27 protein-coding genes and 1 tRNA gene are annotated in these 26,543 nt (G+C 41.7%); 15 read left to right on the forward strand and 13 right to left on the reverse strand.

The annotated features are described in order from the left end of the window. The first annotated feature begins 309 nt into the window (after nt 1-309). On the forward strand, nt 310-2,001 hold the full coding sequence (locus tag FUA25_RS13335; protein WP_228411653.1) for a T9SS type A sorting domain-containing protein: 1,692 nt from the start codon (nt 310-312) through the stop codon (nt 1,999-2,001). Between the two features lie 53 nt (nt 2,002-2,054). Here the strand turns inward: FUA25_RS13335 and FUA25_RS05525 are convergent, their stop codons facing one another. The 9 genes from FUA25_RS05525 to FUA25_RS05565 form a co-directional block, all read right to left on the reverse strand. Continuing rightward, nucleotides 2,055-2,435 (reverse strand): HU family DNA-binding protein, encoded by a 381-nt coding sequence (locus FUA25_RS05525; protein WP_147755908.1) that lies wholly within the window; start codon nt 2,433-2,435, stop codon nt 2,055-2,057. 331 nt (nt 2,436-2,766) lie between these two features. Then, complete coding sequence (locus FUA25_RS05530; RefSeq protein ID WP_228411654.1) at nt 2,767-5,592, reverse strand: aminopeptidase; 2,826 nt, start codon at nt 5,590-5,592, stop codon at nt 2,767-2,769. A gap of 107 nt (nt 5,593-5,699) precedes the next feature. Then, nucleotides 5,700-7,058: an orotidine-5'-phosphate decarboxylase gene (pyrF, locus tag FUA25_RS05535; protein WP_147755909.1), complete on the reverse strand. Its 1,359-nt coding sequence runs from the start codon at nt 7,056-7,058 to the stop codon at nt 5,700-5,702. A 106-nt stretch (nt 7,059-7,164) separates the two neighbouring features. Further along, on the reverse strand, nt 7,165-7,506 hold the full coding sequence (locus FUA25_RS05540) for a YkvA family protein (protein ID WP_147755910.1): 342 nt from the start codon (nt 7,504-7,506) through the stop codon (nt 7,165-7,167). Nucleotides 7,507-7,591: 85 nt separating this feature from the next. Continuing rightward, nucleotides 7,592-8,143: a TlpA family protein disulfide reductase gene (locus FUA25_RS05545; protein ID WP_147755911.1), complete on the reverse strand. Its 552-nt coding sequence runs from the start codon at nt 8,141-8,143 to the stop codon at nt 7,592-7,594. A 2-nt stretch (nt 8,144-8,145) separates the two neighbouring features. Beyond that, on the reverse strand, nt 8,146-8,724 hold the full coding sequence (locus tag FUA25_RS05550; protein ID WP_185146663.1) for a thioredoxin family protein: 579 nt from the start codon (nt 8,722-8,724) through the stop codon (nt 8,146-8,148). A gap of 10 nt (nt 8,725-8,734) precedes the next feature. Beyond that, on the reverse strand, nt 8,735-9,796 hold the full coding sequence (gene aroC, locus FUA25_RS05555; protein WP_147755912.1) for a chorismate synthase: 1,062 nt from the start codon (nt 9,794-9,796) through the stop codon (nt 8,735-8,737). A gap of 116 nt (nt 9,797-9,912) precedes the next feature. After that, a complete protein-coding gene (locus FUA25_RS05560) occupies nt 9,913-10,449 on the reverse strand; it encodes a YMGG-like glycine zipper-containing protein (protein WP_147755913.1) in 537 nt (178 codons plus the stop codon). A gap of 158 nt (nt 10,450-10,607) precedes the next feature. Beyond that, nucleotides 10,608-10,678: transfer RNA gene (locus tag FUA25_RS05565), tRNA-Cys, on the reverse strand. Between the two features lie 273 nt (nt 10,679-10,951). On the opposite strand from FUA25_RS05565, the gene FUA25_RS05570 reads away from it, so the two are divergent. Both FUA25_RS05570 and hemH read left to right on the forward strand, forming a co-directional pair. After that, the gene (locus FUA25_RS05570; protein ID WP_147755914.1) at nt 10,952-11,830 is read left to right on the forward strand and encodes a NifU family protein; all 879 of its coding nucleotides are present in this window, start codon (nt 10,952-10,954) and stop codon (nt 11,828-11,830) included. A gap of 56 nt (nt 11,831-11,886) precedes the next feature. Further along, nucleotides 11,887-12,915: a ferrochelatase gene (gene hemH, locus FUA25_RS05575; protein WP_147755915.1), complete on the forward strand. Its 1,029-nt coding sequence runs from the start codon at nt 11,887-11,889 to the stop codon at nt 12,913-12,915. Here the strand turns inward: hemH and FUA25_RS05580 are convergent, their stop codons facing one another. Further along, nucleotides 12,916-14,124 (reverse strand): type IX secretion system plug protein domain-containing protein, encoded by a 1,209-nt coding sequence (locus FUA25_RS05580; RefSeq protein ID WP_147755916.1) that lies wholly within the window; start codon nt 14,122-14,124, stop codon nt 12,916-12,918. 95 nt (nt 14,125-14,219) lie between these two features. Between FUA25_RS05580 and FUA25_RS05585 the strand changes: the two genes are divergently transcribed. Further along, the gene (locus tag FUA25_RS05585; RefSeq protein ID WP_147755917.1) at nt 14,220-14,855 is read left to right on the forward strand and encodes an MBL fold metallo-hydrolase; all 636 of its coding nucleotides are present in this window, start codon (nt 14,220-14,222) and stop codon (nt 14,853-14,855) included. An 84-nt stretch (nt 14,856-14,939) separates the two neighbouring features. Here FUA25_RS05585 and FUA25_RS05590 read toward each other — a convergent pair whose 3' ends face one another. Next, a complete protein-coding gene (locus FUA25_RS05590; RefSeq protein WP_147755918.1) occupies nt 14,940-15,500 on the reverse strand; it encodes a thioredoxin family protein in 561 nt (186 codons plus the stop codon). A gap of 10 nt (nt 15,501-15,510) precedes the next feature. Next, nucleotides 15,511-16,419 (reverse strand): tRNA (adenosine(37)-N6)-dimethylallyltransferase MiaA, encoded by a 909-nt coding sequence (miaA, locus tag FUA25_RS05595; protein ID WP_147755919.1) that lies wholly within the window; start codon nt 16,417-16,419, stop codon nt 15,511-15,513. Between the two features lie 90 nt (nt 16,420-16,509). Here miaA and FUA25_RS05600 point away from each other — a divergent pair, with 90 nt between their 5' ends. From FUA25_RS05600 to FUA25_RS05640, 9 genes are all read left to right on the forward strand, one after another. Beyond that, nucleotides 16,510-17,367: a YicC/YloC family endoribonuclease gene (locus FUA25_RS05600; protein WP_147755920.1), complete on the forward strand. Its 858-nt coding sequence runs from the start codon at nt 16,510-16,512 to the stop codon at nt 17,365-17,367. An 80-nt stretch (nt 17,368-17,447) separates the two neighbouring features. After that, nucleotides 17,448-18,011, forward strand: a complete 564-nt coding sequence (gene gmk / locus FUA25_RS05605; protein ID WP_147755921.1) for a guanylate kinase — start codon at nt 17,448-17,450, stop codon at nt 18,009-18,011. Next, a complete protein-coding gene (locus tag FUA25_RS05610) occupies nt 18,008-18,733 on the forward strand; it encodes an NAD(P)H-binding protein (RefSeq protein WP_147755922.1) in 726 nt (241 codons plus the stop codon). The genes gmk and FUA25_RS05610 overlap by 4 nt, the downstream gene beginning before the upstream one ends. A gap of 3 nt (nt 18,734-18,736) precedes the next feature. After that, a complete protein-coding gene (nadA, locus tag FUA25_RS05615) occupies nt 18,737-19,756 on the forward strand; it encodes a quinolinate synthase NadA (protein WP_147755923.1) in 1,020 nt (339 codons plus the stop codon). 47 nt (nt 19,757-19,803) lie between these two features. Next, the gene (folB, locus tag FUA25_RS05620; protein WP_147755924.1) at nt 19,804-20,172 is read left to right on the forward strand and encodes a dihydroneopterin aldolase; all 369 of its coding nucleotides are present in this window, start codon (nt 19,804-19,806) and stop codon (nt 20,170-20,172) included. A gap of 9 nt (nt 20,173-20,181) precedes the next feature. Then, complete coding sequence (locus tag FUA25_RS05625; RefSeq protein WP_147755925.1) at nt 20,182-20,694, forward strand: gamma carbonic anhydrase family protein; 513 nt, start codon at nt 20,182-20,184, stop codon at nt 20,692-20,694. 59 nt (nt 20,695-20,753) lie between these two features. Next, nucleotides 20,754-21,326 (forward strand): hypothetical protein, encoded by a 573-nt coding sequence (locus FUA25_RS05630; RefSeq protein WP_147755926.1) that lies wholly within the window; start codon nt 20,754-20,756, stop codon nt 21,324-21,326. Continuing rightward, on the forward strand, nt 21,326-21,877 hold the full coding sequence (locus FUA25_RS05635) for a GNAT family N-acetyltransferase (RefSeq protein ID WP_147755927.1): 552 nt from the start codon (nt 21,326-21,328) through the stop codon (nt 21,875-21,877). Before FUA25_RS05630 ends, FUA25_RS05635 begins: the two co-directional genes overlap by 1 nt. Beyond that, nucleotides 21,874-22,809 carry a YihY/virulence factor BrkB family protein gene (locus FUA25_RS05640; protein ID WP_147755928.1) on the forward strand — a complete coding sequence of 312 codons (936 nt, stop codon included), beginning with the start codon at nt 21,874-21,876 and terminating at the stop codon, nt 22,807-22,809. The genes FUA25_RS05635 and FUA25_RS05640 overlap by 4 nt, the downstream gene beginning before the upstream one ends. Here FUA25_RS05640 and FUA25_RS05645 read toward each other — a convergent pair whose 3' ends face one another. Beyond that, nucleotides 22,810-23,262: a hypothetical protein gene (locus FUA25_RS05645; RefSeq protein WP_147755929.1), complete on the reverse strand. Its 453-nt coding sequence runs from the start codon at nt 23,260-23,262 to the stop codon at nt 22,810-22,812. Nucleotides 23,263-23,365: 103 nt separating this feature from the next. Here FUA25_RS05645 and FUA25_RS05650 point away from each other — a divergent pair, with 103 nt between their 5' ends. Together FUA25_RS05650 and FUA25_RS05655 are read left to right on the forward strand one after the other, a co-directional pair. Beyond that, nucleotides 23,366-25,489 carry a helix-turn-helix domain-containing protein gene (locus FUA25_RS05650; RefSeq protein ID WP_147755930.1) on the forward strand — a complete coding sequence of 708 codons (2,124 nt, stop codon included), beginning with the start codon at nt 23,366-23,368 and terminating at the stop codon, nt 25,487-25,489. Further along, nucleotides 25,486-26,484 carry an LLM class flavin-dependent oxidoreductase gene (locus FUA25_RS05655; protein ID WP_147755931.1) on the forward strand — a complete coding sequence of 333 codons (999 nt, stop codon included), beginning with the start codon at nt 25,486-25,488 and terminating at the stop codon, nt 26,482-26,484. Before FUA25_RS05650 ends, FUA25_RS05655 begins: the two co-directional genes overlap by 4 nt. The last annotated feature ends 59 nt before the right edge of the window (nt 26,485-26,543 follow it).

The raw sequence follows: 26,543 nt of genomic DNA on the forward strand, positions 1-26,543 counted from the left end.
CTTTTGTGAAAATGTCCTGCTCGATTTTAGAAACAAGAATGGAATCTTTTTTGATGCTGTCTTCGGGAAGGTTAGGATTCTTCCAGGTGAAAATCTGCGCGTTAAATGAATTTAACCCAAAACAGAACGCCAAAAATAAAAATAGTTTTTTCACCAGAATCCCCTCCAAAGCTTTGTGTAAAAGTAACGAAAATATCGGACTGAAATTGTGGGCGATAACTTAACATAAAATTAAAACAAGGAATTTTTATTCTCACCATAAATTTGTAATTTCGCAACACTAAATATTAACAACTTAAACTTAATCAAATGAAAAAAATCTTTACTCTATTATTTGCAATGGTAGGACTGATCTGTCTTCATGCTCAGACTGTTTACAGCGAGAATATGGGTACGCCAGCCAGTACTACAGTGATAACTGCTTATACCGGTTGGCAGAATTCTGCACCCATCGTTTATACCGGTAGTGGTGACGTGAGAACTTCTTTAGCGTCCACTGGATATACAGGTGCTTCTGGAGGCGGGAATGTATTCTTAACTTCTACAGTCGACAAAAATTTCATTATAAGTGGAATTAATACTGCCGCGTATGCATCTGCAGGACTTACCCTTTCTTTTGGTTATTTAACCAATTCAACTTCCACACAGCTCGTACTTGAACAAAGTATTAATGGTGGTACTACTTGGACTCCAATCACTTTTACAAACAATACCAATACTTCATGGAATTTGGTGAGCATTACAGGAGCCCTGGCTTCCTCATCAAATTTATCTTTGAGATTCACTCAACCGGCAACTGCACAGATGAGAATTGATGATGTAAAGATTGTAAATGTATCCACTACATGTGCTTTAACTCCAGCTACCGCAACTACAATTTGTGATGCTTCTACTTTAGGGTTGGATACTTATACAATTACAATTCCTTATACTGGTGGAGGTACGGCTACATACACTGTATCCGCAACTTCAGGTACAGTAGGTGGGAACAACCCAAGTACAGTGGCTGCAGGAAACATCGTGATTACAGGTACTGTTGAAGGAACAGATAACACCATTACCATTACGGGAGGTACTTGCAGCTATTCAATCGTTGTAAATGCACCAACCAACGGATGTAAACCTATCAATGCTTTACCTGTAGCAGAACATTTCAACTATACTCCAGGTCAGGCTTTACAGGCACAGCAAATGTGGACCCCACTTAATTCAGGAGATAATATTACTGTTGCTGCCGGTAACTTATCTTATCCGGGAATCACACCTTCAGGAAACTCAGTAACCTTTGACGGTGCAGGTATGGATGCGTTCCTTCCTTTTACTGATACCACTTCAGGTGCTGTTTACGCTTCTTTTGCTTTTTCAGTAACTGATCTTACGAATGTTACCACCGATCTCGCAAGTACTTATTTCGCGGTTCTTACTGACCAGACAGGTAGTTTTACAAGTGCAAGACTATATATCAGAAAGAGCGGTACCCAGTATCAGTTTGGTTTAGGAGCTGGAACAAGTGCTGACACCTGGTCTACAAACCTTTATAACATCAATACCGTACAGTATTTAAGAATCGGTTATGACTTTGCAACCAATAAAATCGCGTTGTTCGAGAATCAGGTTACTCCGCTTACTCCAAGCATAGTAGTTACCCCTGCAGCTCCAATTACAGCGATCGGCGGTTTTGCTTTGAGACAGGATGCTGCAGCTACAACACCATTCATCCAACTTGATGAGCTTGCAATCAGCAATAACGTAATTGTATTAGGCGTTTCAGACATCTCTAACTTTAACTCGAACTTCGTTAGAAACACTTTGGTGAAAGACGAAATCAGCTTCGGATCTAAATCTGACGTGAAAGTGTATAACATGAACGGACAGGTGGTGAAATCTGCTTCAGTTTCCCCAAATAAAAACCTTAACCTATCTGAATTACAGAACGGAATGTACATTGTTACAGGAATGGTAAACGGAACTCCGGTTTCGCAGAAAATCCTTAAAAAATAAACACGACGTTATTTTTACAGAAGCGGCTCCGAAAGGAGCCGCTTTTTTGGTGGTTATTTCCGCTTAAACGTCGCTGTTTTCAGTGCGTCCTGGATCATTTTTCCGGGGCGGAAGGCCACCGAGAGTTTTTTGATTGCCCGGCTGTCCACTTCCTCGGAGCTTTCTCTTGCCTCGCTCGAGCCTGTCGCCCGCAGGGTGAAATACTCGCCTACATAAACAATATTGCCGGCTGCCACTTCTTCGGCAATGGTACTAAAGGTACTTTCAAGCACGGCCAGGATATCGGCCTTCGATACGGTGGAAGATGCGGCTGCACGTTTGGCCAGATCATCCAGAGTGATTTTTCCGTTCCCGATAACCCGTGCATAATATTTCACGGGTGCATTGGGCTTCTGGGGATTCTTCATCGCTGTTACATTAAATGTAATTGGCATGTCAATTAAAATTTAAAGTTAAACAATTGAGAGTTAGGTCACTTCGCCTTTTCAAAGTTAAAAAAAATACAATATTCAACATTTATTTCTAAAGATTTTTTTTAAAAAAATAGCGGTCTTTTTTTCCCGGCACAGGTGCCATTAAAAATGTTCCCCAGGATGGTTCGTAAAAAAGATGCGGGTCTTTTGCAGAAGCCTGCTGATGGGCTTTACAGAGTGGTCAGAAAAGGGGTGTAAAAGTTTGAAAAAAGTCTTTTTCTTAAACCGTTCTTCCTTAAAAAAGAATCAGCAAAAAGAGAAAGCAGTAAAGGGATAAAAAGGATTTTCTACCTTAATACCATCCCCGCCGCAGCGTATTGGCAATGGCACTGAAGTTCAGCACCAGGGTGAACCGGATCCGTTTGGCATAATCCTTAAACGACGGTTCGAAACCCAGGGTAGACTGTACCGGAAAGTACACTTCCAGAAAATCGGGAATGATCCGCACTTTCACCCCGCTGTCCCAGATGAATTCTGCCTGGCGGCCTTTGTTCTTGAAGACTCCGGCATCGGCGTATACACTGAACATCTTCCAGACATGCGTATCATAATTCACCGAACCCACCCATTGGTTCACGGTTCCCGGAATAAGGGACTTGAAACCGGCATCGGCCAGGATGAACTGCTGAGAAAGCAGCCCGCCTGTAGCACTTTCCCCCAACAGATTATAGGAGAAGGCATAGTTCGAAACTTTGGAGATCCCATAATCGAAGATATCATTGCGCGTGTTGTTTTTGAGGAAATAGCCGGCGAAAAGCCGGAAACTCATTTTCTTTTTCGGCGCAAATTCCCACCGGTAAAAACCTTCCGCATTGATCTTCTGGAAATCTTCCATCCACTGGGTGTTGATCCCGATGGCGTTTTCGTGGATGAGGCGGCTGTCGGCATACCCATATCCCACGTTCCAGAGATTGTATTCCCCATATTCTTTTTCCGCGATCATTTTGGGCGTCAGGTCTTTCTGAAAGTAGCTGTAAGAAGCACCAAGGTTCCGGCTCACCGTACTTCTGGGGTTTTTGGTGAAATTCATATTGGCAGATGCCGTAAACTTGCGGTATGCAAGATCAAAATCATAATGAAAGTACGAACCCGAAAGTCCGAGGGTCAGGTCGCGGTAAAAGCTTTCGGGCGGCAGGAAACTGTAGGTTGCGCCCGCCGAGCCGGTAAATTTGCCGGTTCCGGTACTGTAACTCGGCGTTACCGAATACAGGAATTTCTGGCTGAACAGCGATTTGTTCTTGAAGTTGAGCCCCACCACAAATTTGTCGTAGGTGTTGTTGAAGCTTACCCGCGGATTCAGGTAAATCTCATTGTACTCCGGGTTCGGAATGTCCTTGATGAATTTGAACCTGATCTTCTTCATATTGGCGAAAATGCCGGTGGTGTACAGATAATTGTCGCGGAAGTTCGGTTCCGGGTAAATATAATTGTCGTTAAGCGTGATTTTATACGCGTCAGATTGCGGGATGCTGAAGGTAAAGTCCTTCTGTTTTTCTTTGGTGTCGTACCAGTACGTGGTTTTTTTGCCGTCTGAAGTCTCCGTTTCAAGCTTTAAAGGGATGGGTGTGCCGGTGTTTTTTCTGATGTTCACGAGGAAATTATCTTCTTCTTTCGTGAATTTCCTCAGGTTAAAATTGTCTCGGTTCTTATGCTGGAAGTGTGTTTCGAGAAAGTCGGAAGAGTAGTGCGACGCCACGGCGAGCCGGTCCAGGAAATCTTTCGTATCGATCCTGTGGTCATTGTTCTCCTTCAGATACTGTCTCAGGAACGAATTGAAAGCTTCGGGCTCCATCTTTTCCGAAATGAAGTTGAAAAGGTTGCCGGTTTCGAAGCTGCTGATGGCCATATCGTTGTAATTGCTCAGCGCCGTGAACGGTTCTCCTATTTTCTGATCCAGGTTCTGCGTCATGATGTACTGGTAGGCCAGACCATATCGGTCGAGCAGTTTCAGTCGGGAGGCGTGGAAGATTTTCAGCGGCTTAATGCCGAATATCTCAGCATTGTCGGGCAGGTCGCCCAACAGCTTTTCGTCTTTGTAGAATTTCTTCAGATATTCGATCTCCAGATACGTTTTAATACCGTTCTTGAACCAGTGATCGTTCATTTTATGGGTAATAAACTGCTGTTCCACCACGTTTTTGGTGATGATGCTGAGGTAGTTCATGTCCGTTTTTTCATTGTCGGTAAACATCTGGAACCTGAATTTCCAGAACTTGATGTCGTCATTTCCAAAGAAATCTTCCTTTTTCCTGAACTTTTCCGAAATGAAAATCTTCTGCGGCAGGTCTCCTGTTTTCTCCAGGATGAAGTGAAGATGGAGCGGAAGATAGAACTCAAGCCGCTGTTTTTCCATGCTCGTAAGCGGATAACCGAAATCCACAAGGATCTGTTTCCCGTCGAGATAAGTTTTGATTCCGGGATAGTTTTCTTCACTGAGGAGGAATTCCGGATCATTTTTCAGGAGTCCGCTGAACGAATTCCTCTGGTCTTCCGCAAGATTACTCTTGATGAAGTATTTAGCAGGCACAGTGAAATTCACCTTCCAGAACGATCCGAAGTTTTGGGTTTCCTCGATGTCATGATACTGTTTGTCCTGCGGTTCCTCATTTTCGAAACTGTCCGGAACCAGAAAGAAGTATTTCAGCGCAATCTGCTCCTCCGAAGTTCCGTAACCTGTGAACTGAATCGAGGGTAACTGCAGCTGGTACTGCAGGCTGATCCTGATCTTTTCGCCAGGCTTTAGCGGTTCGCGAAGAGAAAAGTAGAGGTTCTGATTGGTAAGATCATTGTCGGGACGGATTAAATTCCCTTCAAACTTTGCTTCCAGCGTCTCCAGTATTCCCAGATCTTCAGGTTTTGCGAAGTGCAGATCGGTGCTGCGGTCTTCGAGTTTACGGTAGGCGAGTGCAGTGTTTTTGTTCCGATATGCGGCAACCCAATTCAGGAGTTTGATCTTATTGACCGCAACTTCCTGCTTATTGAAGTAGGTGATTTTCTGGTTTACGGTAAGGATCCTGCCATCTTCGGAGATGCCCGCGTCTATATAAATAGAATCATTCTGCGCAGAAATCCACCCAAAACTCAACAGACAAAGAAATAAAGCCAGATTTTTTCCCACAGGATTCGCAAAGGTTAAATATACTTGTTTCGGATGTAAAACATGAAGTTTAAAAAGGCCGGGCCGGAATTCAATTCCGGACCGGCTCTTTAGTTCATTTTAAAGAATTATAGAGAAGTTTCGTAGGCATTCCAGCCCGCTATCTTGTAATTCAGCGCAGATTTTTCGGCATCAGGTGCCTTGTAAATACCGCGGCCAACGATCATGAAATCGGTGTGAAGATTGCTGAAAACATGTTCAGGCGTGTTATACTGCTGTCCTTTTCCGTCGCCGGAATCGGCAAGATTCACTCCGGGAGTGAAGAGCAGCAGTTCATCGGGAATCTGTTTCTGCGAAACTCCGCCAATGACGTTTGGATGAGACTGCGCCACTTTAAGGGCTTCTTCCTGATAATTCTTGTCGGTTAATGTTCCCTTTGAAGACATTCCGAGGATCGCCACAACGCCTACATTCCTGAAACAGTCGAGTGAATCGTATCCACCGATGACCTGAGCGGTAACAAAATCGGCCCAGTTCGAGATCTTATAAATGCCGTATGAGAACTGAAGTTCCTGTGTATTGCCGATATCAGCAAACTTCCGGTCTTCCATAAGCAGAAAGTTGTGCTTCGCCGCCAGGTCTTTCAAGGGAAGGATGGTACTGTCGGAATCGAAATCAGTGATAATATCGATATGGGTTTTTAAAGCTACAATATGCGGACCTACCTTTTCTGCAAGATCAAGCAGTTCAGCCGTGGTGATGACATCAGCCGAAACAATAAGGTTGCTTTTCTTCTGAAGCGCAATTTCCAGCAGTTTCTTCGCTACTGAATGGTCTGCATACTCCAGTTTCTGTTCATATGAAAGCCTTTTTTTGTCTTCAAACTTCACGGCATTTCCGGCAAGAAAATCGCTGATCCTTGATACTTCTTCATCATCCAGATGGCCTTCATCCTTCAGGATCGTGCAGACTTCGGAAATGGTGAAGAGTGTATGAACACGGTAGCCTTTGCTTTCGAGGAGTTCTTTTCCGCCCTGCTGCCGGTCGAGTACCACCACAATATCAGATACTGAAATGCCTTCATTCTCAATTTCAGGAATGGTTTCGAGGAGGGATTTTCCGCTTGTAATGACATCTTCGACCAACAGGCAGTTCTGGCCTTTGGTATAGATGCCTTCAATGAGTTTCTTTGTTCCGTATGCTTTGGCTTCTTTCCTTTTGATGATTAAGGGAAGGTAGCTTTCGAGCGACATGGCTGTTGCCATGGGAAGTGCAGCATAAGGCACCCCGCAAATCACATCGAAATTGTCCAGCGGAAGCATTTCGAGGAGATAGTTGGCCAGATGTTTAAGGATTCTCGGGTCGGATGCCAGCGGTCTTAAGTCAACATAAAAAGGACTTTCGATACCGCTTTTCAGCGTAAACTTCCCGAATTTGATGATGCCCAGTTGATAACATTCGAGAAAAAATTCTTTCTTACTTTCCATTAATTTACTTTCAACAAAGTTAAGGATTTGATTGGTTTTTGAAAAATCTGGCGGGACAAAACACAAAAAAACCGTTCGTAGTAACGAAACGGCTCAGTGATATTCTTTATCTTACGATTTCAGCATCGATGACTTTCTGGTCAACGGAACTTCTTTCAGCTTCCCAAAGGAGGAACTTGTCCACTTCTCTCATCAGTTTTGGCAGTGCAAGTGAAAGGATGGCGAGATCATCCATCACACCGATTACGGGCAGTGCGATCTCCGGCAGAAGGTCAATAGGAGAAATAATGTAAAGAAGGCCCAACAACGGTAAAATGATATCTACAGATTTCATTGGGTACTGTCCTTTGCTCCACATTCTTACCATTCGGTAAACGTCGGGTATTTTCTTAAGAAAACCTTTGTGCTTGATGGCTTCTTTAGCGAGTTCGATTTTTGAAAATTTCATATTATTTGAGATTTGTATTAAGACACGTAGAACTTAACAAAACCTCTGCCATTATTTGGACTAAAGTGTTAATTAAAACATAAAATTACGGCGCAATATTGTCGATAAGCGTATGCACCCCTTTGGAATTCCAGTCTTTGGAAGCATCTTCCTTCAGTAATATCCTTCCGTTTTTATCGAGCAAGAATGTGGTGGGAAATACTTTCGGCAAAAGATCACCGGAAATCGGACTTTGGGCAATATACACAGGAACTGTGTAATTGTTTTCTTTCAGAAATTTGACAACGGCCGCTTCCTCATCCTGCATGGCGATGAGTACGAACTCGGTTTTGTCTTTCTTTGCGTCGTAAAGTTTCTGGATCGTAGGCCATTCTTCGCGGCACGGCGGACACCAGGTTCCCCAGAAATTGAGGAAAACCAGTTTGTTTCCTTTGAAATTTTTAAGATTCGTGCTCGGAACATTGATGCCTTTCAGCTGGATGTCATAATCTGCATCGGAAACAATGACGGCGTTTTCAATCTGCGCCACAGGGAAAAACAGATCCTTCAGCTTAAGTTTTAGCGACGGAAATAGGAGCAGTGTTGCGATCAAAGCTGTGGCAACCAGATAAAAAATATTTTTTTTAATGAAATTCATTTTCAGATTTTTTCCAATAGTTCCTCAATAATGTCTTCGCCTTTATTTTTGGTGTAGTACACCTGCAGATCGTTATGGAAATCATCTGCATTGTAATTCTCAGGATCGGCTTTGTGTTTTTTCAGCATTTCCATTCCTGCTTTCGGTCTTGGGCCCCAAAAAGAGATGACTTCATCGTTTTCGTTTAAAATCAACACAATCGGAATCGACATGGCTCCGTTGGTAAGATAGCGGTTCATCAAATCAAGGTTTTGGTCACGGTAAATGATTCTTACTTCATTTTTGCCTTCAAAAAAAGTGTTTATTACCGGAACAATCATGCTGGCATCACCGCACCAACCTTCTGAAATGATCAGGATTTTGCCTTTGAATTCTTTTTCGTTCAGTTTTTTAAGAAGGTCATCCTGAGGGTGATAGGTTTTCATAACCCTGTGCATTCTGGTCATACCCAGTTTGTAATATTCGAGATAGGTTTTCTCTTCCTCATCATTGCTTCCTTCCAGCTTGGAGATTCTTTCCTCGGTGTCGCTCAGGTATTGCTGAAGGGTCACTGCCTTTTCCCAGTAGTTTTTTATCGTCATTTTAAAAGAATTATATTTTTCTCAGTTTATTGATCAAAAAGAGATCCGCCAGAACAAATGCAGCCAGATTTTCCACAATGGGAACCGCTCTGGGCAAAACGCAGGGGTCATGTCTTCCTTTGCCTTCCAGAATAACAGGATTTCCATCATGATCAATACTTTGCTGAGGCTGTAATATGGTTGCTACGGGTTTGAAAGCAACACGGAAGTACAAATCCATTCCGTTTGAAATGCCGCCTTGAATCCCTCCCGACAGATTGGTTTGTGTAGAAAAGTCTTCGTTGAAGAGATCATTATGGTCTTTACCGGTCATTTTTGCACCGCAGAAACCACTCCCGTACTCAAAACCTTTGCAGGCATTGATGTTGAGCATGGCTTTTGCGAGTTCAGCCTGAAGCTTTCCGAAAACAGGCTCGCCTATTCCGGCCGGAAGATTTCTGATGACGCACGTGATCGTTCCGCCAATTGTATTGCCTTCTTTTTTAATTTCTTTGATTCGGGCAATCATTTTTTCTGCAGTTTCATCATCAGGACATCGGATATCATTGGAATCAATCTTTGAGAAATTCAGATCCTGATATGGTTTTTCACAGAAAATTTCCCCTACAGAAGATACATAGGCACTGATTTGAACTTTTTCAGGGAGCAGCTGTTTCGCCAGACTTCCTGCAACCACCCAATTAACGGTTTCGCGTGCGGATGATTTCCCACCACCGCGGTAATCCCGGTGTCCGTATTTCTGATCATAGGTAAAATCTGCATGACTTGGGCGATAAGCTTCTGCCAGATGTCCGTAGTCTTTCGATTTCTGGTTTTCGTTTTCTACTGTGAATCCGATTGGTGTTCCGATAGTTTTTCCTTCAAAAATTCCGGAAATGAATTTCACGGTATCGCTTTCTTTTCGTTGCGTAACAATTTTTGATTGGCCGGGCTTTCTGCGGTCGAGCTGATGCTGTACTTCACTGAAGTCAACTTCCAGTCCTGCCGGAAAGTTAGTGATGATTCCACCGTAAGCCGAACCGTGGCTTTCGCCAAAAGTTGAGAGCGTAAGAAAGTTTCCTAAATTGAACATGTCACAAAGTTAATGAGATAAAATGACTTTTAAAAACTATACAGATTACTGCAGTAATTATAACAAAACAGACTGCCATAAAGCAGTCTGTTCTTTTAATATTTTAAATATCTGGTTTATTTGGGCTGAACCCTACCGTCTTTTCTGTCCTGAGATCTACCGATGGTGTATCCTGTAGCACCACCTACGACTCCTCCAATCACTGCACCAACACCACGGTTTTTCTTATTGATGATTGCGCCTGCAGCGGCTCCACCTACGGCCCCGATTATGGTTCCTTTGGCAGCTTTACTCATTCCTTGTTTCTGCGTGGCAGTAGTTCCCTGAGAAGAACCTGATGTAGATGTTCCCGAACCTGCATTGCTTGGCGTATTGTTTACATAAACCGTTTTGGTTTCTCTGATGACTTGTGGTCTTCCTGAAGATCCGGTTTGTTGGTTAGCCTGAACTTTAGCAATACTGTCGGTTTTTTTCTGAGTTTCGTAAGCTATTCTTTCTTTTTCAATAGCCATTTTCTGTTGTTCAATTTCCAGTTGTCTTTGTTGGAATTCAATCTTTTGCTGTTCCAAAGTTTTTTCTGCAACCGTATTTTCCTTTTTACAGGCCGTTAACATTAAAATTGATACGGTTCCTGCTAATAATATATTTTTCATAATTTTAAATTTTACGGTAAACCTATAGTGATTTAGCATTAATGTATTGGATAAGCCAAAAAAGAAACCAATCGACTGTTAAGGAAAAGTTAAAATTTTGAAATATCACAAAATAAAAAAAGCAAGTCACTGGTAATCAGAAACTTGCTTGATTTTTGAGGTTCCTAGCGGATTCGAACCGCTGTAGATGGTGTTGCAGACCACTGCCTAACCACTCGGCCAAAGAACCATTGGGTTTGCAAATATAGGAATTTTTTGAAATCTCAATAATTAAATTTCAATAAAATTTCTTTTTTCTGTGCATTCATCAGTTTTATCATGCGCGTAATTCTAAAAATGATTCTTATGTTTTTGTAAAATTGAAAGTATGATGATCAGGCATAATTGTTTTAAAAATTTGAAAGGAAAGCAAAACTGAAATGTCTTTCATTGAAAAAATCTAAATTCCAGATTCTGAAACCCGGTTTATAATCCGTATTTTTGCCATTCAAATAATGAGTAAATGAGACAAATTATAATAGAACCTACCGAGAACCCAAAAGTGATGAAGTTTGTAGCCGACTACAATCTGATTCCGGGATCTGTGGAGCTCGACAGGACTTCAGATATTTCAGAAATTCCTTTGGCACAGGAACTTTTCAATTATCCTTTTGTAGAAAGGGTATTTATCACCGCCAATTTTATTGCCGTTGCCAAACAGGATACGGTGGAATGGGAATTCGTTGCTGAAAGTTTAAAAAACATTATTGAGGATGAACTGCTTGCAAATCCCCGCATCTACCTTCAGAAAAAAAAGGAAATGTACCAGATTTATGCAGAAATGACGCCGAATCCGGCGGTGATGAAATTTGTTTCGAGCAAGCTGCTCATGGACGGATTTGTAGAGATCAAAAATCCGGCAGAATCTGCTGAGGTTCCTTTGGCAAAGGCCATATTTGATGAATTTGAATTCGCAAGAGAAGTATTTATTTCCGATAATTTTGTGGCGGTTTCAAAAGACGATTCTGTACAGTGGCACGAAGTGATGGTGGCGGTAAGAGCATTCATAGCCGAATATCTGCAGAACGGTGGAGCAATCTCCAATCTTGTCCCTCAAAAACATGAGAGCCCGGTTGAAAAGATCATCAACAGAGATTATACCGACAGTGAACAGAAAATCTCAGATATTTTAAATGAATATGTAGCTCCTGCCGTAGAAAACGACGGCGGAAAGATATCCCTCCTGGAATATGATGAGATATCAAAAACAGCACGAATGCTTCTCCAGGGCGCATGTTCCGGTTGTCCGAGTTCAACGGCAACACTGAAAAACGGAATTGAAAACATTCTGAAACAGTTTGTTCCCGAACTTGTAGAAAATGTGGAAGCCGTTAACGGTTAATTAGGGAGCTCAAAAAAGTCATTCAAAAACATCTTCACTGTAAAAAACTAAATATTTTGTCAAAAAAAGGAATTTTATTAGTCAATCTCGGGTCACCGAAATCTACTGCTGTTGAAGATGTAAAAGAATATCTGGATGAGTTTCTGATGGACGAAAAAGTCATCGATTACCGGTGGTTTTTCCGGGCCTTGCTTGTTCGTGGTGTAATTTTGAGAACCCGCCCGGCAAAATCTGCAGAAGCCTATAAAACCGTTTGGACCGATGAAGGTTCGCCGCTCATCGTCATTACCAAAAAAATTAAGGAAAAATTACAGAAAACCGTTGATATTCCGGTGGAAATTGGAATGCGCTACGCAGAACCCAGCATTGAAACCGGCCTCCGGAAACTTACCGAACAGGGCGTTACTGAAATTGTTTTGTTTCCGCTTTATCCGCAATATGCGATGAGCACAACCGAAACGGTAATCGACAAGGCTGAAGAAGTGCGTAAGAAATCATTTCCGGGCATCAAAATAAATTACGTTCAGCCCTTTTACAACCGCGAGATTTACATCAACTGTCTGGCTGAAAGCATCCGCGAAAAATTGCCGGAAAATTACGATGCACTGCAGTTTTCTTATCACGGCGTTCCGGAACGGCATATTTATAAAACCGATCCTACCAACACCTGTAATCTGAACGACTGCTGCTCTCGCGAAAGCAATCCGAGCCACCAGTTCTGTTACCGTCACCAGTGTTTTAAAACCACCGAAACCGTTATTGAAAAACTGAATATTCCAAAGGAAAAAACCGTTATTTCGTTTCAGTCGCGACTGGGAAATGACAAGTGGATAGAGCCTTACACTGACGAAACTTTGGAAAATCTCCCTAAAAAAGGGGTGAAAAATCTGGCAATCGTTTGCCCGGCTTTCGTTTCAGACTGTCTGGAAACTTTGGAAGAAATTTCAGTTGAAGGAAAAGAGGAATTTCTGCATGCGGGCGGCGAGAACTTCCATTACATCCCATGTCTGAACGATGAAGACCGCTGGATTGAGGTCGTGAAAACTTTATGCGAGGAAAAAATGAAGGATTTTTATCTGTCCTGATTACCGGACCGGAGTTCTGAATTCCCCATAACCAAGTAACCCATCATAATTCCTTCCGAAAGGTTTGTAATAAAGATAAGCCTGATAAAGATTTTCCGTCTGCCAGAAATTCCCGTTGATTTCACCGAAATTCAGCGTTCCGTCTTGGTTTTTAGTTGCCAGAATATAATTGTAGAAGCCCTGTTTCAGATAGATTTTTGCAATGTACATTTTTTGGGTATCGTCGTAAAACATCTGGTTTTCTTTCGAAGGTATAAAATCATTAAAACCGCCTAAAACGAAAAGTTCCTTATCGGTTTTTTCAGATTCCAAAGCGAAATAAACCCAGGAATAATCTCCTTCCTTATCTGCAATACGTTCAATCCCGAGATCATTTCTGCGGAAATAAAATGCACCGTTTACATCGGGCTGATACTGGTAATTCAAAGGAAAAGCCCAAACCGGATGAAGGTAAGTATGGTTAACTCCGTCAACATTTTCCGCGCCGGCAACCATGTCAAAGGATTGGTTGATGATTTTATTGTCGAAATAATAAAACTCATTGTTTCCGGGGAAAGAAAGATCCATCTGCTGAAAAAGAATCTTGTTTCCGAGCGTTGCGCTTGGTCTTTGATTGAAAACCCCCACATTAAAATTGTTGTTCTGGATGACATTCAGAGTCACAGAATTCGTATTCGAATTTAAAGTTGAACCGCTTCCGACCGCCTGAACTTCAACTCTCTGATTGAGTTCCGGATTTCGGGCATCGCTCGTTCTTGTAATATTCAGCGCCAGATTGGCACCGCCTTCAACAATACTGAATCTTTTGGTGAACAACGGCCGGTCTGCAGAATCTTGGTATACAACGATCTCAAAATTCCCTGAAATTTTGGGCTGAATTTTATCATTCGGGATCGTTAAGGTGTAATTGGTATATTTTTGAAAAGTATTGAATGAATACTGAAACTCCTCAATAAGCGCATTCAGGCTGCCGTTCGCATATTCAGTAAAGAAAAGGCCATCGTCCTGCCAGTTTCGGTCAAAATGCCTGAGCGTATAACGGTATACCGTGCTGGAGTTTGAAAGGTCATCAAATCGCAGGATCAGCTGTTCATTGAATCCAATAACAGGCGTTTCATCGTTCGTTTGAGGGTTGAACAGCTGAATGCTCCGGATCTGTCCGAAGGCCAATGCGCTGAAGAAAATTAAAAGCAAGGAAAATTTTTTCATCTGTACGAAGATAACGAAAATTACGCCAAAATGTTTTAACGCATGCTCTCGTCTGAGCTGCAAATCGTATTTTTGGAAACCTAAATTTATTAAAAATGCTTCACCTTAAATCTTTTGCTTTCAATCCGTTTTCAGAAAACACGTATGTGATTTTCAATGACCAAAAAAACGCTTTCCTTCTGGATCCGGGAAACTTCAGTGAGGCGGAAACAGCGGTTTTAGAGAAATTTATTTCTGAAAATCAGCTGACGGTTAAGTATATTCTGCTCACTCATGCTCATATCGACCATGTACTGGGGCTGCAGTGGGCTTTTGATACTTTTAAGGTTCCTGTTTTGATGCATGAAGAGGATAAAGAAATTCTCGACAGAAATCCGATGAGCGCTCAACAATTCGGGTTTTTCTTTAAACCTTTCGAAGGTGAAATTGAATATTTGAAGGAAGGTGATGCGTTAAAACTCGATGAAGATAAATTCAGGATCCTTCACGTTCCGGGTCATTCGCCGGGCAGCATCGCATTTTATTCTGAATCGCAGAAATTTGTTATTTCCGGCGACGTTCTTTTTGAAGGCAGCATCGGCAGGACGGATCTTTATAAAGGAAATCATGAGCAACTCATCGACAGTATCAAAACCAAACTATTTATTCTGGATGCTGAAACCAAAGTCTACAACGGTCACGGAAATCCGACAACAGTTGGTTTTGAGAAAACCCACAATCCGTTCTTTTAACGAAACTTACCAAAATAAAAAGAGCCAGGTTAAAGCAGATTTATCTCCTTCACTTGGCTCTTTTTACATCTTACCTGACTCTTTCTACGCTTTCCATTTAATATTGCAGCCCATACTAGGTCGCTGCATTTCTTCCTGAGGCGCGCCTGCGAGAAGATTTTCAAAAGCGATAATCAGATCTTCGCCGGTAATTTCCTTTTGGTTTCCCGGTCTGGAATCATCCATCTGGCCGCGGTATATCAAATCCAATTTTTCATCAAAAAAGAAAAAATCCGGTGTGCATGCCGCATCATATGCTTTTGCAATGGCCTGACTTTCATCATAAAGATAAGGGAAGTCGAATTTTCTTTCCACCTGAAATTCAGCCATTTTTTCAGGCGAATCCGCAGGATATTTTTCAACATCATTGGAGTTGATGGCAATAAATTCTATGCCTTTTTCATGATAATCTTCATAAAGTTCCGCGAGTTTGTCGATAACATGAAGAACAAACGGGCAGTGGTTGCACATGAAAATAACGAGCGTGCCTTTTTCGCCTTTTAGGTCTTCCAGCGACTGAATTTCGTTGCTGTTTGAAGGGTTCGGAAGTTCGAAAAAAGGAGCTTTCGTTCCGAGTTCGAGCATATTTGATGGAGTTTGTGCCATTGTATTATTGTTAAGGTTTGAGGTTTAAACGGTTAAGCAAAGATAAGGATTCTTCGAGGGAATTTTCAAAATTTACCCAATGGATGTTTTCTTCTTTTCGGTACCACGTGAGTTGCCGTTTTGCGAATCTCCGGGAATTTTTCTTGATTTCTTCCATCGCAAAATCGAGCGGCCATTCGCCGTCAAAATATTTAAAAAGTTCCGAATAGCCAACCGTCTGCAAGGCTACATTGTTTCTAAAGGGTAGGAGCGATCTGGCTTCCTCCAGCAAACCTTCTTCCACCATTTTATCAACGCGCCGGTTGATTCTTTCGTAAATAATTTCACGTGGTGCGGTGATTCCGATTCTGATCACTTCAAAATCGCGTTTTTTTACCTGTTCTGAAATATTTTCGGTGTACGATTTTCCGGTTTGCCAGATGAGGTCGATCGCGCGGAAAAGCCTTCTCGGATTGTCTTTGTCTACCGTTTTAAAATATTCAGGGTCTGCATCTTCCAGGATTTTCTGCAGAGGTTCAATACCTTCCTCGTCAAATATTTTTTCAAGTTTCCGCTGATTTTCTACGTCGGCTTCGGGTAAATCATTCAGGCCTTCAATAACGGCTTTCTCGTACATCATGCTTCCTCCCACCAAAACCACGACATTCTGATCTCTGAACAGTTCTTCGGTTTTTCTGATGGCATCTTTCTCAAACTGTCCGATCGAATAATAATCTTCAACCGAAAGATTTCCGATGAAATGATGCTGAACTGCAGCAAGTTCCTCATCGGAAGGGGTGGCGGTGCCGATTTTCATTTCCCGGAAAAACTGACGCGAATCGCAGGAAATGATTTCGGTGCTGAAATGCTCCGCAATTCCGATCGCGAGTTTTGTTTTGCCGATTCCGGTGGTGCCGATGATGGAAATCAATTTTTTCACTCCGCTAATTTCCTGATTTTTTTGAAATAAACCGTTCAAAACAGTACTTTCCTGCAATAATTTTTATCTTTGTTTCTTAATTAAAAATCTATGATTTTATCCATGACAGGCTTCGGAAGAAGTGAAGGTGTTTATGAAGGAAAAAAAATTACCATTGACCTTAAATCGCTGAACAGCAAATCTTTTGACCTCAGTATCAAGATGCCGTCGCGGTATAAAGAAAAAGAGTTTGAAATCCGTAAAGTGCTGAACGACCGGATTACGAGAGGGAAAGTCGACTGTTATATACACCTCGAAACCCTGAACAGTGAAAATGATTCAAACATCAATGAAGAGGTGGTGAAATCTTACATTGCCGAACTGAAGAAAATTGCCGGTGACGGACCTGATTTTGAATATCTTAAAATGGCCGTAAGAATGCCTGAAGCCATTTCTGCAAAAACGGATGAAATCAACGATAACGAATGGGTTTTACTCCTTCAGTTGCTTCAGGAAGCGATTTCAAAATTTGAAAATTTCAGAAAAACCGAAGGCGATATTCTTCACGAAGAACTTAAACGCAACATCCACAACATCGAAACGTATTTATCAATGGTGGTTCCATATGAAGGAGTCCGTCTGGAAGCTGTAAAAGAAAGGTATCAGAATACGCTGAAAGAATTCGGAAACATCGATGAGACGCGTTTCTATCAGGAACTGGCATATTATACCGAAAAACTGGACATTTCCGAAGAAAAAGTTCGTTTGGTTCAGCACCTGAAATACTATACAGAAGTGATGAAAAATGAAAACCTGAACGGAAAAAAACTTGGATTCATCTCTCAGGAAATCGGCCGTGAAATCAATACACTAGGTTCAAAAGCCAATCACGCTGAAATTCAGAAACTCGTAGTCATGATGAAAGATGACCTCGAAAAAATCAAAGAACAAACCTTAAACGTTTTATAGATTCAGGTACAAGATTTCAGATCTCAGACCTTTTTTTGTAAGTCTGATGTCTGATGTCTGACTTCTGAATCTAATCTACTATGCAAAAAGTCATTATATTTTCAGCACCTTCCGGAAGCGGAAAAACCACTTTGGTAAAGCACTGTCTGGAAGAATTTCCGGAACTGGCATTTTCCGTTTCATGTACAACCCGCAGTCCGCGCGGAAGCGAGAAGGACGGCATTGATTATCATTTTCTTTCCCCTGATGAATTCAGAAAGAAAATTTCTGAAAACGCTTTTGTGGAATTTGAAGAAGTATATGAAGATAAATACTACGGAACTTTAAAATCTGAAGTCGAGAGAATCTGGGACAGCGGAAAGGCGGTTATTTTTGATGTGGATGTAAAAGGCGGCATTTCTTTAAAAAAATATTTTGGTGATAAAGCCCTATCCATCTTCATTATGCCGCCTTCGATTGAAGAACTGGAGCGCAGACTGGTTTCCCGGGCTACCGACGATGCCGAAACCATCAGCACAAGAGTTGAAAAAGCAGGCGATGAAATGACTTTCAAAGACCAGTTTGATGAAATTGTCGTGAACAATGATCTGGATGAAGCAAAAAGTGCGGTTGAAAATATCCTGAAAAACTTTCTTAAGTCATGAAAATTGCCATCATCGGCTGCGGTTGGGTGGGTAAAAGGTTGGCCAGATATTTAACCGACAGAAATCATCACGTTATTGCGACCACCACTTCCCCTGAAAAAATGGCTGATCTTGAAGCCGTTGCTGCTGAAGTTCACTTGCTTGATTTCAGTAAAGATGATGGTTTTGAATTCCTTAATTCCGCAGATGCAGCGATTTTCAGCATGCCGATTTCGCGCAATACATGGCTCAAAGGTTTTGAAAAAATGAAAAATATTTTTCCGAAAACGATCCTTTTCAGTTCAACCGGAATTTATCCGCAGGAAAACAAAACTTTTACCGAAAATGAAACCGAAAATTTAAGAGCAGACATTCTTTCTGCGGAAAATTCAGTCAGAAAGAAATATCCGCAAACCAATATTCTGCGTTTTGGCGGTTTAATGGGCGATGAAAGAACCGTGCAGAATTTCTTTAAAAACCGGATCCCGGAACATCCGGGAAAACCGGTGAATTATATTCACTACGATGATATTTTAAAGATCGTTGAGGAGATTTTGAACTCCGATAAAAAATCCGTAATTTACAATATCGTTGCGCCGGAACATCCCGCGATTGGTGAAATTCTGCATTTAGAAAGCAACAAGGAAGATTCAGAAAACTTCGGACAGCGCATTATTTCGTCAACGCGATTCATTACAGATTTTAATTATAAATTTATACATCCAAATCCTAAATATTTTTAACAGATGAGCACAGAAAATTTAGATAAAGCCATATCAAATCTGCCGATCAGGGGATTTTTAAATATAGACCATCTCAACATTCCGCAGGGAGACGATTTGGTGAAAGCCATTCTGGACCTGAAAAAAGAAAAAAATGCGGTGATTCTGGCGCATTATTATCAGTCTCCTGCGATCCAGGATATTGCAGATTTTCTTGGCGACTCACTTCAGTTGGCGAGACAGGCCAAAGATACCGATGCCGATATGATTGCCTTTTGCGGCGTTCATTTCATGGCGGAAGCAGCAAAAATCCTCAATCCGACGAAAAAAGTCGTGCTTCCGGACACTCAGGCCGGATGTTCACTTGCCGATGGCTGCAGCGGAGAGGGTTTAAGAAAAATGCGCGAACAGTATCCGAATGCGTTAATCGCGACGTACATCAACTGTAACGCTGAAACCAAAGCGGAATCTGATATTATCGTGACGAGTTCCAACGCCGAAACAATTATTAAAAGTTTGCCGGAAGACCGTCCGATTATTTTCGCGCCCGACAAGAACTTAGGCCGGTACCTGGCAAAAAAAACCGGACGCGACATGATCCTGTGGGACGGAAGCTGCATTGTTCACGAAGCTTTTTCCATGGAAAGAATTGCCACGCAACTTGCGGAAAATCCGGATGCGAAGCTTATTGCCCATCCGGAGAGCGAATCTGCTGTGCTTGATTTGGCGCATTTTATCGGTTCCACTTCTGCTTTGCTGAATTATGTGGAAAAAGACGATTGCCAGAAATTTATTGTCGCTACCGAGGAAGGAATTCTGCACGAAATGAGAAAGCGCGCGCCGCATAAGGAACTGATTCCTGCCCTGGTTTTTGATAAAAGCTGCAACTGTTCCGAATGTTTTTACATGAAAAGAAACACAATGGAGAAACTCTATTTATGCATGAAATACGAACTTCCGGAAATTTTAATTGAAGAAGAACTCCGTTTGCGGGCTTTGAAACCGATTGAAGCGATGCTGGAAATGAGTAAGACGATAAAATAATTATTCACGGAGACTTTAACAAAGTTTCTATCTGACAGACTTTAATTATGATCTCCAAAATCCTCCTCGAAAACGTTAAAATATACGCCTATCACGGCGTGCTTCCGGAAGAAGAAATAATTGGGACGTATTATCTGCTCAATGTGGATATCCATGCTGATTTGTGGAAAGCATCCGAGAGCGATGATTTGAAGGATACCATCAATTACGCGGAAATCAACGGAATTATTCACGAAGAAATGAAAATTCCTTCCCAGCTTTTGGAGCATGTCATCGGCAGGATTTTCAAAAAGCTTGAAAATGCATTTCCTCAGATTTCGTTTATAAAAATCAGACTAACCAAAACAAATCCACCCATGAAAGGCGAAATGCTTGGAGTGAGCGTGGAAATGGAGAAACATATACCATCTAATTAAACCAATATTATGGCTTTAATCAAAGAACTTTTAGGAAAAACCCCAGAGATCGGAGCAAATACTTTTTTGGCGGAAACGGCAACGGTAATCGGCGATGTAACGATGGGGAAGGACTGCAGCATCTGGTACAACGCCGTTATCCGCGGAGATGTGCATTATATTAAAATGGGTGACAAAGTGAATGTTCAGGACAACGCAATGCTGCACTGCACTTTTGAAAAATTTCCGCTCAATATCGGAAGTAATGTTTCCATAGGCCACAACGCGATTGTTCATGGCTGCACGATTAAGGACAATGTGCTGATCGGGATGGGTGCCATTGTGATGGACGACTGTCTGGTCGAAAGCAACTCGATTGTCGGGGCAGGTTCTGTGGTAACACAGGGAACGCATATCAAATCCGGGGAAGTGTGGGGCGGAATTCCGGCTCGGAAAATCAAAGATATTTCTTCGGAACTGCTGGAAGGCGAAGTCAACCGTATCGCGAACAATTATGTGAAATATTCGGGGTGGTATAAATAGTGCAATTTCCCAGCGATGGAAAATGATCAAGTATCGAAGTTAACAGTTCAAGATAATTGATGAGGAAAATTATTTTAGTGCTTCTGTTTTTTGGAAATTTTATTTTCGGGCAGAACAAGTATGTAGATAAAAAAATTGGTCTGTCAAATCAAATTCAACCATTTGAATTACGCATTTATGTGTCCCAAGATGCACACATGACAAGAAAAGTTTTTGTGTTAAAAAAAACCGCGGACAGTTGGGCTGCAAATCTATATACAATTGGAATAAATGGTACTAAGAAAGATGATTTTAAAGTTGAACAAGGAAAGGCACTTTGGAAGGCTATAATTAACACAAAGATCAGTAAAATGGCAAGCATTGATAGTCTTTTATATAAAGAAGAGGAAGATGTGATTTATCAAGATGATACTGATCCGAACAATATGAAATATAAAAAAGACTTTTTCTCGATGATGCTCCATCCCTCTTATTATTCTGTTTTTATAAATGATGGAGAAAAAATACATGAAGTATTTATGACAAATCCACAATACAGGTTTTACAAGTTTTCTGATATTGATGAATATCAATATTTTTATAAATTTCTTTTATTGCTTGAAAATAATTTTAATATTCGGTTAGAAATATAATGCAGAACTTTGAGCTCAAAACTTCTCGCCTAATCCTTAGTCGACCAACCAAAAACGACTTGGATGATTTTGTCCTCCACATGAATTCCTGCGAAGATTTTTCGAAGAATCTTTTCAATATTCCTTTTCCGTACACGCGTCAAGATGCTGAAAACTGGTTTCAGAAATGCGATGACGGAATCGAATCCGGAGAATCTTACCGCTTTGCCATCCGTGAAAAGGAAATCGGGAAACTCATCGGTGTAATTGGCCTTCATTTAACGAAAGAACACCGCAAAGCGGAACTTGGCTATTGGCTCGGCAAAGATTTCTGGGGAAAAGGCTACCTTACCGAAGCTTTAAAGGCTGTCTTCGAATTTGGATTTAATGATTTGCAGCTGAACAAGATTTACGCGACGCATTTCATTCATAATCCGGCGTCCGGAAGGGTCATGCAGAAAGCCGGAATGGAATTTGAAGGTCTGTTGAAACAGGAATATTTCCATCAGGGAAAATTTCTGGATGTGAACCGATATGCCATTTTAAAAAAAGATTTTGAATCAATTTCATGAAATATATAAAATTTACCTGGGAACTTCTGAAGGAAACTTTCCAGGAATGGAACAATTCCCATGCGTCTAAAGATTCCGCGAGTATGGCTTATTATGCCATATTTTCGCTGCCTGGACTTTTGATTATTGTAATTTGGTGCGCCGGAATTTTCTTCGGTGATGAAGCGGTAAAGGGCCAAATCAGTGAACAGGCAGGTGGAATAGCCGGAAAAGAAATTGCCGAGAGCCTCCAGACAATGGTCATGAGTGCTGTTTGGGACCATCAGAATATCTGGATGAAAGTTTTCGGGATTTTGACCCTTATTTTTGGTGCAACCACTTTGTTTTTTCAAATGCAGCAAAGCCTGAATTCGCTTTGGGATGTGGAAGCAGCTCCGAAAAAAGCGATTCAGAAATACATTTTAGACCGCGCGAATTCCCTTGGAATGATTCTCATTATTGCATTTCTGCTTCTGATCAGTTTGGTTCTGTCATCGATTCTCGGTTTGGCGAATCAATGGATTACCGCTCATTTCGGGCTGGAGACTTTGCTGCTCGCGCAGGTTCTCAATTTTGTCCTGAGTTTTGTGGTGGTGGTCGTTCTGTTTGCTTTTATGTTCAAAGTCCTGCCCGATGTGGAGATTTCCTGGAAATCGGTTTGGATGGGAGCCTTGGTTACGGCGCTGTTGTTCAATATAGGAAAGACCTTACTGGGCTATTATTTTGAAATTTCAAAACCTACTTCCATTTTTGGGGCGGCAGGAACCGTTATTTTACTCATGATGTGGGTAAATTATTCCTGCCAACTCGTATTTTTCGGAGCCGAATTTACAAAAGTCTATACGCTGAAGATGGGGTATCTGATCAAACCTTCGAGACATGCAAAATGGAGTCCTTCAAAGCTGCTGAAAGATGCACTCCATAAAACCGACAGCGATCAGAGTGTTGGATAATTAATGAACTTCTGAAACTGCTGAATTTGCAGCCGCCAAAACCGCTTTTCCGTTTTCGCAGTTAATTCCGGAAGGCGATGCTACCAACGCACAGTCCGACATCAGCCCGCGTTTTTTGTTATAAGCGGAATTGGCTTCTGTATAAGCCTTGATTTTCGGTAAGATCTTTTCTTCAATTTTAACGGGATACGCAATATAGGCAGTTGGCCCGCCGCAAGGTTTTGAACCTATCGGAGAAAGCCGCCAGTCTGAAGTATCACTGCATGTTTCAGCATTGATCATGGATTCGATTTCTGCCCGCATTGCCAGCATGTTTTTCTGATCTTCTTCGTAGGTTCTTTCAGGCTTTAAAGAAATGTCTTTTGGCAGATTGTCCGGATTTTCAACCGCTTTCTTCGCAGTACAGGATGAAAATGAGATTGCAGCGAGCGCCGCTATAATAAGATATTTCATTTTTATTTTTTTTATTGAGTACAAAAATACTTTCTTTTTTCTTAAGTCGAACGGAGTATTCAGAAACGCCTCCTTTTTGGCCCTTTTTTATTAAATTTGAACAATGAATGATGACCTCTTTAATCTTGCGGAGCATACGAACAGAAGTATTTTTCTCACTGGAAAAGCCGGAACGGGAAAAACCACTTTCCTCAATGATTTTGTGAGGAAAACCCGCAAGAAACATATTGTAGTTGCCCCCACCGGAATTGCTGCCATCAATGCAGGAGGAGTGACGATTCATTCCATGTTTGGCTTGCCCCTGCGAACTTTTGTTCCGACCACCGAAAGAATTAACGGAGATTTGGCCAACAATATTGCCGATCTCATGCAACATTTCAAATACCGGAAAGACAAACTGAAACTGCTCCGGGAAATTGAAATCATCATCATCGATGAAGTTTCAATGCTTCGCGCTGATGTTTTGGATATGATGGATTTCTCGCTGCGTCATGTCCGCAGAAATCAGCAGCGTTTTGGAGGCGTGCAGATGCTTTTTATCGGAGATTTGTACCAGCTTCCGCCGGTAGTAAGAGATGAGCATGTTTTAGGACAGTATTACCGGTCACCATTTTTTTTCGACAGCCATGCGCTGAAGGAATTGTCATTAATTACCCTCGAATTAACTACAGTTTACCGCCAGACCGATGAGAAATTCCTGGAAATCCTGAATGAAATCCGGAACGGAGAAATTGGAGATATCGATTTTGAAACGTTGAATAAAAGATATATTCCGGAATTCGAGCCCAAGGATGAGCCTTATGTTTATCTGACTTCCCATAACCGCATGGCAGATGAGATCAACCGCAAGAAACTGGCTGAACTTCCGGGGAAATCGTATTTATACAAAGCGGAAATCGACGGAAATTTCAATGAGAACCAGTTTCCTAATGATGAGATTCTGGAACTCAAACCCGGCGCCCAAATTATGTTTATCCGGAACGATGCCACTGGTGAAAAGAAATATTTCAATGGAAAACTGGCCGAAGTTGTGGATGTTGATGAAAAAGAGATTACTGTAATCATTGATGGGCAGGAAGATATTTATAAACTGAAAAAGGAAATCTGGGAACAGAAACGCTATTCACTTTCCGCCGATAAAAGCATTCAGGAAGAGGTCCTGGGAAGTTTCAATCAGTATCCGATCCGTTTGGCTTGGGCGGTCACCATTCATAAATCTCAGGGTCTGACTTTTGACCGTCTGATCATTGATGCCGGAAAATCTTTTGCTTCAGGACAGGTGTATGTCGCGCTTTCCAGATGCAGAACGCTTGAAGGGATTGTTTTAAAGTCGAAAATCACGCCCGAAGTTATTTTTGCGGATAAAAGAGTCTCGAAATTTCAGGATGAAACACATGCAAATGACCGGGTAGAGGAAATTCTGAACGCTGAAAAGTACGATTACAGCATAAAAAAAATAATTGACCGGCTTGACTGTCATTGGTTTAAGCCTTCACTGGAATCTTGGCAACATTCCGCGCAGCACAGCAAAGCGCTTGATACGGACAAAGTGAAGTTTCTTTATGAAACCATAAAGCCCGAAACCGAAAAATTCATTGCCATTTTCGAAAAATTCAAAAAAATTATCGTTCAGAAAACGCAGAAATTTGTCGGCGGAACGGAGGAATGGAATGAAGTGGAAACCAAAGCCAAAGGCGCGGTGAATTTCTTTTTTATAAATGTTAATGCAAAGGTTTTTGCTCCCCTGAAAGAATTTTATGCAGAAAGCAAAGGCGTGAAAGGACTGAAACAGTATAATGAAGACTTCCGGGTTTTTCTGGATGATCTGGAAGATTATCTGAACGATCTGAAAACACTTCATTTACTCGAAACAAAACTTTTTGATACAGAAAACGAAGTGAGTGTCACCACGAAAATCGCAAAAATCCCTTCGCATATTCTCACTTATCAGCTTTTTGAAAACGGCAAAACCATTCCCGAAATTGCAAAGGAACGCGGTCTTGTTACCGAAACGATTTTCGGACATCTGGCAAAATTTGCGGAGCAGGGTTTGCTGGATTTGTCCCGGATTTTTGCGAAGGAAAAAATAAAAATATTTGAAAAGGAATTTAAAAAAAATTCCCACGAAAGCTTGGGCGAGTGGAAGAAAGTGCTGCCCAGTGAATTTGAATTTAATGAAATTCGAATTCTGCTTAACCATTATAATCACCAGAAAGAAAAAAAATGAAAAAATTTGACATATCAGTTCTTGATTTAGCACCTGTAAAGCAGAACAAAACCATCCACGATACATTTAATGACAGCCTGGATTTGGCAAGATTCACCGAAAAACTTAATTACAGGAGATTTTGGCTCGCTGAACATCACAATATGGCCAGCATCGCCAGTTCTGCAACCTCTGTTTTAATCGGCTTTATCGCGAACGGAACTGAAAAAATCCGGGTTGGGTCTGGCGGAATCATGCTGCCCAATCACAGTTCATTGGTAATTGCTGAGCAGTTCGGCACTTTGGAAAGCCTTTTTCCGGGACGAATTGATTTAGGTGTTGGAAGAGCTCCCGGAACCGACGGTTTAACGGCGAAAGCCTTGGGAAGGAACCCAATGATCATCAACGAACAGTTTCCGAGGCAGATTCAGGAATTGCAGCAGTATTTTTCCGAAGACAATTCGGAAAGCCTGGTCCGTGCAATTCCGGGTGAAGGCTGCGATATTCCGATTTATATTCTGGGATCAAGTACCGACAGTGCCTGGCTGGCCGCTGAGATGGGTCTGCCTTACGCATTCGCCGGGCATTTTGCTCCCGAGATGATGAGTTTTGCATTCGATATTTACCGTGAAAATTACAAACCCAGTGAAAAATTTCCTGAACCCTACATTATCGCCTGCGTAAACGGAATTGCAGCAGATACCGATGAGGAAGCAAAAAAACTGTCGACAACGCTTTACCAAGCCTTCATTAACCTTATCAGAAACGACAGGAAACCGTATGCTCCTCCCGTAGATGATATGGACGAAATCTGGAATCCCATGGAAAAGGCCGGTGTAATGCAGAAGTTGAGGTACAGTTTTATCGGAAGTGAAGAAACAGTAAAAAAGCAGCTCCTGAACTTTCAGGAAACCTTTAAGGTGGATGAAATCATGTTTACGTCGCATATTTATGACCATGAAGCAAGACTGAAGTCGTATGAGATCATCAGAAATGCGGTAGATTCTTTAGGTTAAATGATGCTTTTCGGGGGCGGCGGCGAAGCCGCCGCCCCCGAAAAGAAGAGCTTCAGTCG

This window comes from Chryseobacterium sp. (genome assembly GCF_008014695.1).
Classification (GTDB): Bacteria; Bacteroidota; Bacteroidia; order Flavobacteriales; family Weeksellaceae; genus Kaistella.

Excerpts from the sequence above, each read along its gene's own strand:
- FUA25_RS05610 (WP_147755922.1), top strand. The coding sequence starts at position 18,008 with ATGAAAATTGCCATCATCGGCTGCGGTTGGGTGGGTAAAAGGTTGGCC.
- FUA25_RS05650 (WP_147755930.1), top strand. The coding sequence starts at position 23,366 with ATGAATGATGACCTCTTTAATCTTGCGGAGCATACGAACAGAAGTATT.
- pyrF (WP_147755909.1), bottom strand. The coding sequence starts at position 7,058 with ATGGAAAGTAAGAAAGAATTTTTTCTCGAATGTTATCAACTGGGCATC.
- FUA25_RS05550 (WP_185146663.1), bottom strand. The coding sequence starts at position 8,724 with ATGACGATAAAAAACTACTGGGAAAAGGCAGTGACCCTTCAGCAATAC.
- folB (WP_147755924.1), top strand. The coding sequence starts at position 19,804 with ATGATCTCCAAAATCCTCCTCGAAAACGTTAAAATATACGCCTATCAC.
- nadA (WP_147755923.1), top strand. The coding sequence starts at position 18,737 with ATGAGCACAGAAAATTTAGATAAAGCCATATCAAATCTGCCGATCAGG.
- aroC (WP_147755912.1), bottom strand. The coding sequence starts at position 9,796 with ATGTTCAATTTAGGAAACTTTCTTACGCTCTCAACTTTTGGCGAAAGC.
- gmk (WP_147755921.1), top strand. The coding sequence starts at position 17,448 with ATGCAAAAAGTCATTATATTTTCAGCACCTTCCGGAAGCGGAAAAACC.
- FUA25_RS05540 (WP_147755910.1), bottom strand. The coding sequence starts at position 7,506 with ATGAAATTTTCAAAAATCGAACTCGCTAAAGAAGCCATCAAGCACAAA.
- FUA25_RS05580 (WP_147755916.1), bottom strand. The coding sequence starts at position 14,124 with ATGAAAAAATTTTCCTTGCTTTTAATTTTCTTCAGCGCATTGGCCTTC.
- FUA25_RS05545 (WP_147755911.1), bottom strand. The coding sequence starts at position 8,143 with ATGAATTTCATTAAAAAAAATATTTTTTATCTGGTTGCCACAGCTTTG.
- FUA25_RS05600 (WP_147755920.1), top strand. The coding sequence starts at position 16,510 with ATGATTTTATCCATGACAGGCTTCGGAAGAAGTGAAGGTGTTTATGAA.
- FUA25_RS05570 (WP_147755914.1), top strand. The coding sequence starts at position 10,952 with ATGAGACAAATTATAATAGAACCTACCGAGAACCCAAAAGTGATGAAG.
- FUA25_RS05625 (WP_147755925.1), top strand. The coding sequence starts at position 20,182 with ATGGCTTTAATCAAAGAACTTTTAGGAAAAACCCCAGAGATCGGAGCA.
- FUA25_RS05640 (WP_147755928.1), top strand. The coding sequence starts at position 21,874 with ATGAAATATATAAAATTTACCTGGGAACTTCTGAAGGAAACTTTCCAG.
- FUA25_RS05525 (WP_147755908.1), bottom strand. The coding sequence starts at position 2,435 with ATGCCAATTACATTTAATGTAACAGCGATGAAGAATCCCCAGAAGCCC.
- FUA25_RS05635 (WP_147755927.1), top strand. The coding sequence starts at position 21,326 with ATGCAGAACTTTGAGCTCAAAACTTCTCGCCTAATCCTTAGTCGACCA.
- FUA25_RS13335 (WP_228411653.1), top strand. The coding sequence starts at position 310 with ATGAAAAAAATCTTTACTCTATTATTTGCAATGGTAGGACTGATCTGT.
- FUA25_RS05560 (WP_147755913.1), bottom strand. The coding sequence starts at position 10,449 with ATGAAAAATATATTATTAGCAGGAACCGTATCAATTTTAATGTTAACG.
- FUA25_RS05585 (WP_147755917.1), top strand. The coding sequence starts at position 14,220 with ATGCTTCACCTTAAATCTTTTGCTTTCAATCCGTTTTCAGAAAACACG.
- FUA25_RS05590 (WP_147755918.1), bottom strand. The coding sequence starts at position 15,500 with ATGGCACAAACTCCATCAAATATGCTCGAACTCGGAACGAAAGCTCCT.
- FUA25_RS05645 (WP_147755929.1), bottom strand. The coding sequence starts at position 23,262 with ATGAAATATCTTATTATAGCGGCGCTCGCTGCAATCTCATTTTCATCC.
- FUA25_RS05630 (WP_147755926.1), top strand. The coding sequence starts at position 20,754 with ATGAGGAAAATTATTTTAGTGCTTCTGTTTTTTGGAAATTTTATTTTC.
- FUA25_RS05655 (WP_147755931.1), top strand. The coding sequence starts at position 25,486 with ATGAAAAAATTTGACATATCAGTTCTTGATTTAGCACCTGTAAAGCAG.